Source organism: Plantibacter sp. Mn2098 (genome assembly GCF_049319745.1).
In the GTDB taxonomy this organism is placed as follows: Bacteria; Actinomycetota; Actinomycetes; order Actinomycetales; family Microbacteriaceae; genus Plantibacter.
The window spans coordinates 155,437-167,635 of the sequence record NZ_JBMOUH010000007.1 but is presented as its reverse complement, the minus strand read 5'-3'; the positions used below and the strand labels follow the sequence as shown (position 1 = coordinate 167,635).

Below are 12,199 nucleotides of genomic sequence, written 5' to 3'. Positions count from 1 at the left end.
CCGATGGGGACCGACCAACGCAGCAAACGAATCCTCCTCACCTCGCACTGCATCCTCAATCAGAACGCGGTCGTGCAGCCGCTCGCCCGCAGCACCGGGGTGATGAAGAGCGCCGTCGACTGGGCGCACGAGGAGGGATACGGGATCATCCAGCTCCCGTGCCCCGAGTTCTTCTTCCTCGGGCCGAACCGGCCGGGCATGACGAACGAGCAGTACGACACCCCGGAATTCCATCAGAGCAATCGTGGGCTCATCGAACCCGTCATCGCGCAGCTCAAGGTGTATCAGGACGCCGGATACGAGATCGTCGGCGGACTGTTCGTGCAGGACAGCCCGTCCTGCGATCCCGGTCAGGGTAACTGGGTGACCGACATTCTGGAGGCGGCGACGGCGGCCGGCATCGAGATCACACAGCTGTGGCAGATTCCGAACTCGGAGACGGGGACGTTCGACGCCGCGGACCCTGCAACCTCGTTCGGTCCGCCGGCGAATCGTGCACTGCTCTCGATCACCCCGGTGTCCTCCGGCACCGAGCGGCAGGTCGTCGGCTGCCGGACGGATGTCGAGTACTCGGTTCCCGCGCTGTGATCCGCCTCGACGGCGTCACCTTCTCCTACGATCCCGGCGTCGCCCCGAACGTCGTCGCCGGCATCGACCTCGACATCGGCGAGGACGAGTTCCTCGGGATCGTCGGTCGGAACGGCTCGGGGAAGTCGTCACTGGCACGGACACTGAACGGCCTGAACCTGCCGACCGCGGGCCAGGTCACCGTCGACGGGCATCCGACGAACGACCCGGCCTCGCTCGTCGAGGTCCGACGCCGTGTGCAGATGGTGTTCCAGAACCCGGAGAACCAGCAGGTCGGTGTCACGGTGTTCGAGGACGTCGCGTTCGGGCTCTCGAACATGGGGGTCCCGGGGCCCGAGATGCCGTCGCGCGCCATCGATGCGCTGGGGATCGTCGGACTCGATGTCGCGCTCGACCGCGACGTCAACACGCTGTCAGGCGGCCAACTCCAACGCCTCGCGCTCGCGAGCGTCCTGGCGCTGCAGCCCGCGTATCTGATCCTCGATGAGGCGACGGCGATGCTCGACCCTGGCGCCCGGCGCGACTTCCTGCGCTCGCTCGCGGAGACGAGGAGGCGACGGCCGTTCGCCGTGGTCGCGATCACGCATCATCTGGAAGAGGTCGAGGACGCCGACCGGATCGTGGTCGTCCACGAGGGGCGAATCGAAGCGCAGGGCCGCCCGGGCGAGGTGCTCTCCGAGGTCGAGCTGCTCGGTCGTTGTGGCCTCGAACCGCTGCGTCGACGGATCACCCCGCGTTCCGGTGCGGCTCGGCGAACCTCTGCAGCAGCGCTTGTCCCGGCCCCGGAGACGACCCAGCTCGAAGCGCGGGATGTAACGGTGTTCCACGGCGGACGCCGTGCGGCGCGCTCCGGCGCTGCCCCTGCTTTGGCCGGACTGTCCGTCGCCGTCGGGCGGGGCGAGCTCGTCGCGGTCGCCGGTAAATCCGGGGCGGGCAAGTCGACGCTCATCGCCACCCTCAAGGGTTTGTTGCGCCCGGTCTCCGGGAGCATCGCGATCGAGGGCCTCGACCCGTGGGCGACGAAGCATCCGGAGTCGTTCGACGCCATCGGGTACATCTTCCAGTTCTCCGAGCATCAGCTGTTCGCGGCGACCGTGCGTGACGATGTCGCGTACGGACTCAGGTCGGCACGGCTGTCGGCGGAGGACGTCGCAGCGCGCGTCGACGCTGCCCTCGTGAGGGTGGGGCTCGACCCCGAGCGATTCGGACCGCGCTCTCCGTTCGAACTGTCCGGTGGGGAGAAACGCCGGGTGGCGCTGGCCGGAGTCCTCGTGACCGAACCGCGGGTGCTCATCCTCGACGAGCCGACGGCCGGACTCGACCACCCGTCACGCCGACAGGTGTTCGAGCTGATGCACGACCTCAACGAGCGGGGGATCACCGTGCTGTGGGTCAGTCACAAGCTTGAAGACATCTACGAACACGCGGACCGTGTTGTGGTCATCGATCAGGGGCGGATCGTCGCCGACGGCGGGCCCGGGCTCGTGACCGATCGTACGATCCTCGACGGCCTCGGCTGGCCGGAGCCGGAAATCGGCTCCGACGCGGATCGGGAACTCTTCGAGGATCTCGCATGACGGTCGCAAGCGCGCTCTATCGCCCGACGGCATCCTTCACCGAAGGTTTGGATCCCCGCGCGAAGATCACGTTCGGCATCCTGCTCGCGGTGTCAGCTGTCGTGGCTGGGCCTGTGTGGCTGAAGGCCGCTGTGGTCCTGACCGGGGCGGTGTTCTGGCTCGTCGCGCGGTTGCCGTTGCGCGCCCTGGCCCTCACGTTCGCGTCACTGTCGATCTTCATCGTCGGAACCCTGCTGCTGAATGCCGTGATCGCGCCGCCGGTCGGCGCTCCTCACACCTTCATCGGGCCGGTTTCGATGTCGCCCGTCGGTTTGGTGGTCGGCCTCCGGATGAGTCTGCAGATCATCGGCGTGATCCTGTCGCTCGCCCTCCTGGTCCGATCGACCTCTCCGGTGATCCTCGCGGAGGGTGCCGAGCGGATGTTCCGCCCGCTCGCGCGCATCGGGGTGCCGACCCACGAGGCCGTGATGATGTTCTCGATCACCCTGCGGTTCATCCCGATCCTCGCGCAGGAGTTCACGCGATTGCAGATCGCCCAGATCTCCCGCGGCGGTGGCGCGCATCGCCGCGGGCTGCGGGCGCGGGCGGCCTCGGTCGTGCCGATCCTCCTGCCGCTGCTCATCGCGACGATCGTCCGCGCCAAGGACATCGCAGAGGCGATGGAGGCACGCGGATACCGGGGGAGCGTCGGGCGGAGCGAGATCCGGGACTACCGGCTGCGTCGGGCCGATTGGTCGCTGATGGCACTCGGCGTGGCACTGCTCGTTGTGGCGAGCTGTGCGCCGCGCTGAGGGGATTCGTCAGGTGTGTGACGGAGGCGATCGGGGCGATCGAGGCGTCGGCGCCGCTGCCCGATGAGCACACCGGCGAGGACCAGCGATGTCCCGATCGCCTGTCGCAGACCGAACGGTTCCGACGCGAGCAGGGCTCCGAGCAGCACCCCGGTGAGCGGATTGAGCAGCCCGACGAGCCCCACGGTCCCCGTGGGGAGGTGGCGGAGCGCGGTGAACCAGGCGACGAACGCGAGCGCCGTGGCGATGACGCTCACATAGGCGAAGCCGGCGATCGCCGTCGGATTCAGCACCGGAGGAGCGCCCTCGAAGACCAGCGCCACACCGAGCAGGAGCAGCCCGCCGGCGAGCAGCTGCCACGAGGTGACGGTGATGATCGACTCATCGGGTGACCAGCGCTTCGTGAGGATGAACCCGACCGAGGACATCAGCATCGCGACGAGGGATGCCACAACACCCCACGGGTTCACCGCCTCCCCGCCCTGGACCAGCAGCACGCACACGCCGGCGAAGCCGACGACCGCGCCGACGACGGCCGTCCTCGCCGGCCGCTCCGCCAGCAGCGGCCACGCCAAGAACATCAGGACGCCGGCCGAGGTCGCCATGATCGTCGATGCGATGTTCGAGGGGAGGAGTTGTGACGCGACGTAGATGAGGACGAAGAATGCCCCGACGTTGAGGGCGCCGAGGACCACGGACTTCCACCACCAGGAGCCGCGCGGCAGGCGGGGCTTGATGAGCAGGAGGAGGATGCCGGCCGGGAGGGCTCTGATCGCAGCGCCCCATAGCGGCGCGTCTTCCGGGAGGAACTGTCTGGTGACGAAGTAGTTCGCGCCCCAGGCGATCGGGGCGAACGCGGCGACCAGCAACCATGTCCATCTAGCTTCCATGGAAGGTACTATACCTTCCATGGAAGCTATAGTGGATCCATGACGGAATCGACTGATCGGGTTGCGCGCATCCAGGGGGAGTGGCGGCGGGAGCGACCGGATCTCGACGTCACGCCGCAGGGCATCATCGGGCGGTTGCATCGGCTCGCCGCCCACCTGACCGAGGAACTCCTCGCCGTGTATGCGCGTCACGGTCTCAGCGAGGGGGAGTTCGACGTGCTCGCGAGCCTGCGCAGGGCTGGGCCTCCGTATCATCGCGCCCCGGGGGAGTTGGCCCAGCACACCATGGTCACCACGGGTGCCATGACGAAACGCATCGATCGGCTCGTGGCGGCCGGTCTCGTCGAGCGCAGCATCGGCCCGGACGACGGCCGTCGCCGGATCGTCGCGCTCACCGTCGCCGGTCTCGCCGTCATCGATGCGGCGTTCACCGACCACATCGCGAATGAGCGTCGACTGGTCGAGCAGCTGTCGCTCTCGGATCGCGCCGCGCTCGAGCCGATTCTGACGCGTTGGTTGCAGGGCTACGAGTCCGGGGGTGACGGCGGGGCTCTCGATCGGCTCGGCTGATCCGGGTCCGCTTGGCCGATCCGGGCCGGCTCGGCAGCGCACACGCTGCACGGAAGCAGGAGAATCGCGTGAGAGCAGGTGTGTTTCAGGCGATTCGGCCTTGTGTGGCGGAGAATGCCTTGTGCGGTGACGTGTCGACCGGCCCGGCTTTCGGCTGGGTGTGAGATCTGGTACGACCGCGATGTGCGAAAGGTCACGCCGATGGACGCAACACCCCCTGAGATCCCACTCCCGCAGGCGACAGCGGCGCCGGACGGCGTTGCGGGGGAGCGCGCCTTGGTCCTCGGCGGCGGCGGATCCGCCGGCAACGCATGGGCCATCGGCGTGATCGCCGGGCTGCTCGACGGCGGCCTCGACGTGAGAGACGCCGATCTGATCGTCGGAACGTCGTCCGGCTCGACGGTCGCGGCGCAGATCACCGGGGACGTGGGGGCGGGCGAGCTGCTCGCGGCGATCGTCGCAACTCCGGCTCCGACCCGACCACGCGCGGCGTCGCCAGGTGCGACCGCCGGACAGGAGGCTCCACGGCCGGCCGTCAACCATTTCGAGCGATCGAGCGCAGCCATCGCAGCTGCCGAGAACGCGGCCGACATGCGACGCAGGATGGGGGCATCCGCCCTCGAGTCCGCTGTCGCCTCGGATGATTCCATGCGCGACCGATGGCGTGCGACCGTCGCAGCCCGGCTTCCGGGTGCCCGCTGGACAGATCGGCGTGTCCTCATCACGGCGGTCGATGCGCACACCGGGGGACCGGTGGTGTTCGACCGGGACAGCGGCGTCGATCTGGTGGATGCCGTTGCAGCGAGCTGTTCGAGCGGCGAGCCGTATCGCATCGGCGAGCGCCACTACATCGACGGCGGCTATCGGCGGAACGAGAACGCGGATCTTGCCGCCGGATACGCGCGGGTGCTCGTCTTGTCACCGCTCGGCGGGAGGACGCGCCATCCACTGGAGTGGGGCATGCAACTCGCGACGCAGGTGGAGGAGCTGCAGGCGCGAGGCAGTGCGGTCGAGGCGATCCTGCCCGACGCGGCATCCCTGGCGGCGTTCGGCACGAATCTGATGGATCTGTCCACCCGCCCGGCGGCTGCGCGAGCGGGTCATGAGCAAGGCATCACGACGGCTGCGAGGTTGGTCGACCTCTGGCGGTGATGCGTCGGCATCGTGCCGCTCCTGCGCCGGCGTCCGGACTGCGCGCCTCATCAGCAGATGGTGTGCGGTTCCTCTGTTCCGCCCGCGGGAGAAAACTGGACATCACTGGAAAGTGTGTCACTCGCATGGCACACTGTGTATCACGTGATTGATACATTTGCTGGGGGCGAATCGCATGGTCATCTTGCTGGCGCAGTACGGACCGATCATCGGCGGACTGGTCGTGGCGGTCATCGTCACCTTCGTTCGTCGGAGGACGAAGGTCGAACTCCCGCCGCCGGTGCGCTTGAGTACCGCGATCGCACTGATCGTCATCCTCGCTGTGTTCGGCTACTTCTCGGTGTGGCGGGTGATGCCGCCGGTGCTCCCTCCGCTCGGTGAGGACGTGTTCCTGATGCTGCAGCTCGCGGGTTACCTCGCCCCGGTGATCGCGGGCGGCGTCGGAGCGCTGCTCCTACTCGTGCCGCGTCCGGTCGCCGGGCCGACGGGGACCGCGGCGCTTGCTCCGCGCACCCTGACGACGTTCGCACCCCGCTCCTGGCTTGTGGGCCTCGTCGGCGCCTCGGCGGTGGCGGTGCTCCTGGCGGTCGTCGCCGGGCCGGCGTCGAGTCCGGACGACGCTGGACGATACGTGCAGTACGAGGTGCGGGTGGCGGAGCATATGACCGTGGGCGGATCGATCTACGGGTGGTGGTTCTCGGTCCCGACGTTGATCGGAATCGCACTCCTGCTCGGAACCGTCCTCATCGTCATCCGGATGATCTCCAGCCCTGCGCTCGGCTCCGATGCGGCCGCGGATACGGCGGTGAGGGTCGCACGCGTCCGCAGTGTGCTGATGGTCGGCACCGGCGCGTTGCTGCTGCATCTCGGAGAGGTCATGCGGTCGTTGTCCGGGACCTCGACCATCCGCGCCGGGTTGCCGGGCGGAGCTGCGGGGTGGATCGAACTCGGCACATCGTTCGCAGCGCTCGGACCGGTGCTCCATTGGGCGGCCGTCGGCGCCGTGGTGCTCGGGTTCGCGATGTGGTGGTCGGTCCTCTTCTCCGCACTGCCGGCGAGGTCCCGTCAACCCGGTCCTGCGGTCGCGGTATGAAGATCACGCTCACCGAGACCGGTGCGCCGCTCGTCGATCAGATCCAGGACCAGATTCGTGGGCTCATCACGACCGGGATCCTCCCGGCCGGCCAGCGCCTTCCATCCGTGCGTCAGCTTGCCGGTGATCTCGGTGTTGCACCGGGGACGGTGGCCAAGGCGTACAAGTCGCTCGAGGCGGAGGGTGTGCTCGTCAGCCGGATCGGCAGTGGGACCCGAGTGGGCGCTCATGCGTCGGCCACACCGCGAGATGTTCTCGCGGCCGCCCGAGCGCTCTTGGCGGCGAGCAAGCGCGACGGAGTCGATCTGGATGAGGCGATACGCGTGTTGCGCGCGATCTGGTCCGATTGACGTCGGTCGGATGGATGGCGCCCGCCGATCGGGTGCACCTTCGGCTCTGTGTCGCCGTGTTGCAGCGTCCGATGGACGGTTCCGTCGGTGATCGGCTTTGATGACGACAGCATGTCACGATCGCCACCGCACCACCGTCGAAAGGAACACCGATGTCGCTCGACACCATCGCCCCCGTCCTGGTCGCGCCACCAGCCGAGCGTCTCGTGAGCAGGCCCGTCGGCGATCTGCTGGTCGGTCTGGTTCCGGCCGCCGGCACCGTCGAGATCCGTCACGGCGACACGGTCATCGCCTCGACGACCCGCGCGGTGGAACTGCACGAGGTGGACGTGCCGGTGCGCTTCTACATCCCGCGAGAGGACGTGCGACTCGAACTGTTGCACCCGATCGACGGCACGACGTTCTGCCCGTTCAAGGGCGTCGCGAACGAGTACTGGTCGCTCGCGAGCGACCCGGACGGCGCTCCGGCAGCCTGGTCATACCCGGAACCGAACCCCTCGTTCGCCGAGATCGGCGGGCACCTGGCCTTCTACGAGTCCCTCACCCTGAGCGTCTCGGCGTGACGGCGGACGTCGCGCCCGTCGCGGTGCCGGTCCGCATCCGCCACTCGGAGGGCGGCGGCGCACTCGGCCGGTTCGAGACGACGCACGACGTCAGCGAGTTCACCGCTGCCTCGCTGTTCCAGCCCGGCGCCCGAGTGGAGACGGTCGTCCGCTTCTCGTCGACGATCGGGTATCTCGGTCTTCCCGACGCCTGGCGGGACGTGCGCGGATTCGCCGTGAAGTTCCGCACGACCGACGGCGACTATGACCTGGTCGGCAACAACTCGCCCGTGTTCTTCCTCGTCGACCCGGTGAAGTTCGCATCGCTCGTCCGCGCCGTCGCCGTCGATCGTCGCCGAGCCGGCTCCTCCTCGACCCCGGCATTCGACACCCTGTTCGACTACGACCGGTTGTGGGAGTTCTGGACGACACATCCGGAGACCGCGCATCAGGTCGCCTGGCTGCTCGGGGACCGCGGCATCCCACGGTCGTGGCGACACCAGGACGGATTCGGCACGCACACCTATCAGTGGATCAACGCCTCCGGTGCGCGCTTCTGGGTGAAGTACCACTTCGTGAGTGAGCAGGGGACGGAGCACCTGAGCGGTGAGGATCTCGACGGCATCGAGGGCGCAGAGGTCGACTACTACCGCGACGACCTCAGCTCGGCGATCGAGCGGGGTGCGCACCCGGCGTGGTCGCTCAGCGTCCAGATCATGCCCTACGACGAGGCTGTGGCGTACCGGTTCAATCCGTTCGACGTCACGAAGGTGTGGTCGAAGGCCGATTACCCGTTGATCCCGGTGGGCCGTCTCGTCCTGGATCGGAACCCGGACGACTTCGAAGCGCAGATCGAGCAGGCGGCGTTCAGCCCGGCGAACTTCGTGCCCGGCATCGCACCGAGCCCCGATCCGATGCTTGTGGCGCGCATCGCGAGCTATCCCAATTTCCACAAGCACCGCGTCGTCCTCGATCGTGCGCAATCACCGCGTGTTCCTCAGGCGTCCATGGCCGATGCTCCTCCGGACTCTGCAGCCGTGCTCGCGCTGGCCGCCGCCGTGTCAGCCGGGAATGACGTCGACGATTTCGTCCAAGCCGGCACGCTCGTCCGAGACGTCTTGGATGACGCCGCGCGTGCGCGCCTCCTCGACACGATCGCAGCGCACGTCGCGCCCGTGACGCGGCCCGATCTCGTGGAGCGGATCATCGACTACTGGACCAGGGTCGACCCAGGCCTCGGTGTCGCGTTGGCTGCCGTGGCGAGGCGACGGTAGCCGCTCAGCGCTCAGCGCCCCATGTCCAGCGCGTTGCCGCCGTCACAGCTCTGCTGCTTCACCCGGTTCGAGCAGGACCAGACGATCGTCGACGTCGCTCGCGGCGAATGCGCGGCGGACGGAGTCGTGGTCCTGGGTGAAGTGCGCCCACCCCTCGCTGTGGACGGGGACGACGCGTTTCGCCGCCAAGATGTTCGTGGCGGCGGGGAGTTGGTCGCTCGTGAGGGTGAGGTAGGCATCGATTCTGGACACCCGCGCCCCGCCGCCGAACAGGAGTGCGTAGGTGATCGGGCCGAGGTGATGTGCGACCTCCTCCACAACGCGGAGCGAGGCGTTGTCGCCACTCACGTAGACGCTGGGGAGCTCTTCACCGTGCAGCACGAACCCGATCACGGGGCCGGTGGAAGCCGCTGATCCGTCCGGACCGTGAACCGCCGGAACGGCTGTGATGTGAAGATCGTCCCCGTTCGGCCTCGTGATGGTCGTCCGCTGCCAGGGTGCGAGGCCGGTGACGACCTCGCCGATCCGTTCCGCCGCAGCAGTGGTGGAGAAGATGCGCGGGACCGTATCGAGGAACGCTCTGCCGGCGTCGTCGAGATTGTCCGCGTGCTGGTCGTGCGACAGGAGTACGGCATCGACCGGCCCGAGTTCGTGCGGGAGCTTCGACGGGCCGGTGAGCTTGGTGAGCGTGCTCGTTCCCGATGTGTGTTCTCCGGGCGCGTCGAAGGTCGGATCGGTGACGAATCGGAGTCCACCGAGGTCGATCACCGCGGTCGGCCCGCCGATCAGTTCGACGCGGACTGGTGTGTGGGACGCTTCGCTCATGCACTGCTCCTCGGGGTCTGAAGGTCGTCCTATTGTCCGCCCGCTCCGCATCACTCGCCCTGCCATGTCCCCAGATTTCGAGAATGTGTCAGGGGCGCTCCCGCCGACCGGCGAGAGCGCGGTGCGCCATCGGTGATGGTTCGCGCTGCCCATCGGCGGAAATGTCCTGCTGATCAGGACGGTCGTGTTACGCCGTATCTCGGCCGCTCGGGTTTTGGCCCTGGTGTGGCGCTGGAGTGAGGCGCAGACTGTGCTCCACGAAGCCGCTATCGGGGCGGTGACGAGAATGGGGATCGAATGTCTGAGAACAGCAAGCCGACCATCGTGCTCGTGCACGGTGCGTGGGCGGACGCGTCGAGTTGGAACGCCGTGATCGCACCTCTGCAGGCCGAGGGATACACCGTCCTCGCTCCGTCGAATGAGCTCCGTGGGCTCACGAGCGATGCCGCGTACATCGCCTCGTTCCTCGCGCAGCGCACAACCGGGCCGGTCGTGCTCGTCGGACACTCCTATGGCGGAGCGGTCATCACGAATGCGGCGGGTCGGGGCGGCGACGTCGCGGCGCTCGTGTACATCGATGCATTCATCCCCGATGAGGGCGAAACGGTCGTGGGCCTCCTCGACGGGACGGATTCGGCTCTCGCTGTTGCCGATCCGACGACGGTCCTGGATCTGGCCGCATATCCGGGCGCACCGGAGGGTGCGGTGGATGCGTTCCTGAAGCCGGAAACCGTCCACAACTCCTTTGCGCAGGACCTGCCCGAGGCCGATCGTCTGCTCATCGCCGCGACGCAACGGCCGGCCTCCATCGTCGCCAATGTCACGCCATCGGGCGCTCCGGCTTGGAAGAGCATCCCGAGCTGGGCGGTCCTGGCGACGGACGACCGCGTCATCCCGATCGCCCTGAAGCGCCGTCTGGCCCAGCGGGCGGGGTCGACGATCACCGAGGTCGATGCGTCTCACGTCTCCCTGGTGTCACGACCCGATGTGACGCTCGCGGCGATCCGCTCGGCGATCGCTGCGGTCGGCTGAGTGCGTGGGGGATGTGGGTGCCGGTGTCTGCTGGCTCGGAACGAGGAGCACGGTTTTCGCAGTAGACATCGGACCTATACCCCTACGGCTTACTTACCTGGGAAGAAGTTGGACCAACTCTTGACTTAGACATCCGACCAATGTTCAATGTTCGTGACCGCAGAATCGCGGGGGAGTGGCGTGGGGCCACCTCGATCGAGCGGAGACATCATGACGAGTACGACTGCCGACATCGACCGCACCGCCTGGTTCAGGGACGCGCGGTTCGGCATGTTCATCCACTTCGGCCTGTACTCGGTGGCCGGCCGCCATGAGTGGGTGCAAAACTACGAGTCGATCGGCGAGTCGGACTACCGAGTGTACTTCGAGCACTTCACGGCGGATCGGTTCGACGCGAGCACCTGGGCCCGCACCGCGAAGGCGGCCGGTATGGAGTACGTGGTCCTGACCAGCAAGCACCACGAGGGGTTCTGTCTGTGGGATTCCGAGTACACCGACTACTCGGCGCCGCAGTCGCCGGCGGGGCGCGACCTCGTCGAGGAGCTCGTCGCCGCCTGCCGATCCGAGGGGCTCCGGATCGGGCTCTACTATTCGCTGCTCGATTGGCACCACCCCGACTTCCCGTTGGACGGATTCCACCCGGACTGGAAGAACCGTTCCACCAGCGAGCCTCGCGACGGCGATGGATACGTCAGCTACCTGCACGCTCAGGTGGAGGAGCTCATCGTGCGATTCGGGCCGGACATCCTGTGGTTCGATTTCTCGTATCCGGGGGACTCGGTCGTCGAACAGGGCAAGGGCGCCGACTTCTGGCAGTCCGAACGCCTCCTCGCCCGGATCACGGAGCTCGCGCCAGACATGCTCGTCAACGATCGTCTGGACGTGCCGGGCTCCGAGGACTTCATCACGCCGGAGGAGGTGCAGCCGAGTCGCGACATCGTCAACGGCGACCTGCAGCTGTGGGAGGCGTGTCGCACGCTCAACGGCTCGTGGGGATACGCGCCGACGTATCAGAACTGGCTCGACGCCGGTCAGGTGCTGCGTCTGCTGATCGACAGTGTGTCCAAAGGCGGGAACCTCTTGCTGAACGTCGGCCCGACCGGGAGGGGTGACATCGAGAAGCGTGCCGCGCTGCTGCTGGGGGATGTGGGGGAGTGGATGGACGTCCATGAGTCGTCGATCCGCGGAGCCGGCGTGAGTTCGATCCCCGCGCCGGAGGGGTGCAGGATCACCGAACGCGATGGGCGTGTGTTCGTGCACGTGTTCGACTGGCCGACGGGGCACCTCGTATTGCGGGGGTTGCCGGCGCCGTTGGCGTTCGCGCGTTTTGTCCACGATGGCGTGGAGGTTCGGCATGAGGTCATCGGTGAGGTGTCCGATCTCGCGCCGCATGTGGTTCTGGCCGGGCCCGCGGGATCGACCGTGCTGAAGTTGCCGATCGTGCGGCCGGATGTGCTCATCCCGGTCATCGAACTCGACTTCGCCAGATAGGTATTCGCGGAGGCCCGTCGCCCG

13 protein-coding genes are annotated in these 12,199 nt (G+C 67.5%); 11 read left to right on the top strand and 2 right to left on the bottom strand.

Annotated features, from left to right (window positions below):
- Nucleotides 1-3 precede the first annotated feature (3 nt).
- The 3 genes from ACL9RL_RS12365 to ACL9RL_RS12355 are packed head-to-tail and all read left to right on the top strand — an operon-like array spanning nucleotide 4 to nucleotide 2,956.
- Complete coding sequence (locus ACL9RL_RS12365) at nucleotides 4-588, top strand: CD3072 family TudS-related putative desulfidase (RefSeq protein WP_422780555.1); 585 nt, start codon at nucleotides 4-6, stop codon at nucleotides 586-588.
- Nucleotides 585-2,165: an ABC transporter ATP-binding protein gene (locus ACL9RL_RS12360; protein WP_422780554.1), complete on the top strand. Its 1,581-nt coding sequence runs from the start codon at nucleotides 585-587 to the stop codon at nucleotides 2,163-2,165. The genes ACL9RL_RS12365 and ACL9RL_RS12360 overlap by 4 nt, the downstream gene beginning before the upstream one ends.
- Nucleotides 2,162-2,956 carry an energy-coupling factor transporter transmembrane component T family protein gene (locus tag ACL9RL_RS12355; protein WP_422780553.1) on the top strand — a complete coding sequence of 265 codons (795 nt, stop codon included), beginning with the start codon at nucleotides 2,162-2,164 and terminating at the stop codon, nucleotides 2,954-2,956. Before ACL9RL_RS12360 ends, ACL9RL_RS12355 begins: the two co-directional genes overlap by 4 nt.
- Here ACL9RL_RS12355 and ACL9RL_RS12350 read toward each other — a convergent pair.
- Nucleotides 2,875-3,846, bottom strand: coding sequence for a DMT family transporter (locus ACL9RL_RS12350; protein WP_422780552.1), 972 nt, complete (start codon nucleotides 3,844-3,846; stop codon nucleotides 2,875-2,877). The two genes, ACL9RL_RS12355 and ACL9RL_RS12350, sit on opposite strands and share 82 nt — an antisense overlap.
- 39 nt (nucleotides 3,847-3,885) lie before the next feature.
- On the opposite strand from ACL9RL_RS12350, the gene ACL9RL_RS12345 reads away from it, so the two are divergent.
- From ACL9RL_RS12345 to ACL9RL_RS12320, 6 genes are all read left to right on the top strand, one after another.
- Nucleotides 3,886-4,416 (top strand): MarR family winged helix-turn-helix transcriptional regulator, encoded by a 531-nt coding sequence (locus ACL9RL_RS12345; RefSeq protein WP_422780551.1) that lies wholly within the window; start codon nucleotides 3,886-3,888, stop codon nucleotides 4,414-4,416.
- A gap of 201 nt (nucleotides 4,417-4,617) precedes the next feature.
- On the top strand, nucleotides 4,618-5,568 hold the full coding sequence (locus ACL9RL_RS12340; RefSeq protein WP_422780550.1) for a patatin-like phospholipase family protein: 951 nt from the start codon (nucleotides 4,618-4,620) through the stop codon (nucleotides 5,566-5,568).
- Nucleotides 5,569-5,743: 175 nt separating this feature from the next.
- A complete protein-coding gene (locus ACL9RL_RS12335; RefSeq protein WP_422780549.1) occupies nucleotides 5,744-6,661 on the top strand; it encodes a hypothetical protein in 918 nt (305 codons plus the stop codon).
- On the top strand, nucleotides 6,658-7,011 hold the full coding sequence (locus tag ACL9RL_RS12330; protein WP_422780548.1) for a GntR family transcriptional regulator: 354 nt from the start codon (nucleotides 6,658-6,660) through the stop codon (nucleotides 7,009-7,011). The genes ACL9RL_RS12335 and ACL9RL_RS12330 overlap by 4 nt, the downstream gene beginning before the upstream one ends.
- Nucleotides 7,012-7,163: 152 nt before the next feature.
- Entirely contained in the window at nucleotides 7,164-7,574 is a 411-nt protein-coding gene (locus ACL9RL_RS12325) for a DUF427 domain-containing protein (RefSeq protein ID WP_422780547.1), read from the top strand.
- Nucleotides 7,571-8,827 (top strand): catalase, encoded by a 1,257-nt coding sequence (locus ACL9RL_RS12320; RefSeq protein ID WP_422780546.1) that lies wholly within the window; start codon nucleotides 7,571-7,573, stop codon nucleotides 8,825-8,827. The genes ACL9RL_RS12325 and ACL9RL_RS12320 overlap by 4 nt, the downstream gene beginning before the upstream one ends.
- 42 nt (nucleotides 8,828-8,869) lie before the next feature.
- On the opposite strand, the gene ACL9RL_RS12315 is transcribed toward ACL9RL_RS12320, so the two are convergent.
- A complete protein-coding gene (locus tag ACL9RL_RS12315) occupies nucleotides 8,870-9,652 on the bottom strand; it encodes an MBL fold metallo-hydrolase (RefSeq protein WP_422780545.1) in 783 nt (260 codons plus the stop codon).
- A 297-nt stretch (nucleotides 9,653-9,949) separates the two neighbouring features.
- Between ACL9RL_RS12315 and ACL9RL_RS12310 the strand changes: the two genes are divergently transcribed.
- Both ACL9RL_RS12310 and ACL9RL_RS12305 read left to right on the top strand, forming a co-directional pair.
- Nucleotides 9,950-10,684, top strand: coding sequence for an alpha/beta fold hydrolase (locus tag ACL9RL_RS12310; RefSeq protein WP_422780544.1), 735 nt, complete (start codon nucleotides 9,950-9,952; stop codon nucleotides 10,682-10,684).
- Nucleotides 10,685-10,894: 210 nt separating this feature from the next.
- Entirely contained in the window at nucleotides 10,895-12,175 is a 1,281-nt protein-coding gene (locus tag ACL9RL_RS12305; protein ID WP_422780543.1) for an alpha-L-fucosidase, read from the top strand.
- Nucleotides 12,176-12,199 lie beyond the last annotated feature (24 nt).

Excerpts from the sequence above, each read along its gene's own strand:
- ACL9RL_RS12365 (WP_422780555.1), top strand. The coding sequence starts at position 4 with ATGGGGACCGACCAACGCAGCAAACGAATCCTCCTCACCTCGCACTGC.
- ACL9RL_RS12355 (WP_422780553.1), top strand. The coding sequence starts at position 2,162 with ATGACGGTCGCAAGCGCGCTCTATCGCCCGACGGCATCCTTCACCGAA.
- ACL9RL_RS12350 (WP_422780552.1), bottom strand. The coding sequence starts at position 3,846 with ATGGAAGCTAGATGGACATGGTTGCTGGTCGCCGCGTTCGCCCCGATC.
- ACL9RL_RS12345 (WP_422780551.1), top strand. The coding sequence starts at position 3,886 with ATGACGGAATCGACTGATCGGGTTGCGCGCATCCAGGGGGAGTGGCGG.
- ACL9RL_RS12340 (WP_422780550.1), top strand. The coding sequence starts at position 4,618 with ATGGACGCAACACCCCCTGAGATCCCACTCCCGCAGGCGACAGCGGCG.
- ACL9RL_RS12335 (WP_422780549.1), top strand. The coding sequence starts at position 5,744 with ATGGTCATCTTGCTGGCGCAGTACGGACCGATCATCGGCGGACTGGTC.
- ACL9RL_RS12330 (WP_422780548.1), top strand. The coding sequence starts at position 6,658 with ATGAAGATCACGCTCACCGAGACCGGTGCGCCGCTCGTCGATCAGATC.
- ACL9RL_RS12325 (WP_422780547.1), top strand. The coding sequence starts at position 7,164 with ATGTCGCTCGACACCATCGCCCCCGTCCTGGTCGCGCCACCAGCCGAG.
- ACL9RL_RS12315 (WP_422780545.1), bottom strand. The coding sequence starts at position 9,652 with ATGAGCGAAGCGTCCCACACACCAGTCCGCGTCGAACTGATCGGCGGG.
- ACL9RL_RS12310 (WP_422780544.1), top strand. The coding sequence starts at position 9,950 with ATGTCTGAGAACAGCAAGCCGACCATCGTGCTCGTGCACGGTGCGTGG.
- ACL9RL_RS12305 (WP_422780543.1), top strand. The coding sequence starts at position 10,895 with ATGACGAGTACGACTGCCGACATCGACCGCACCGCCTGGTTCAGGGAC.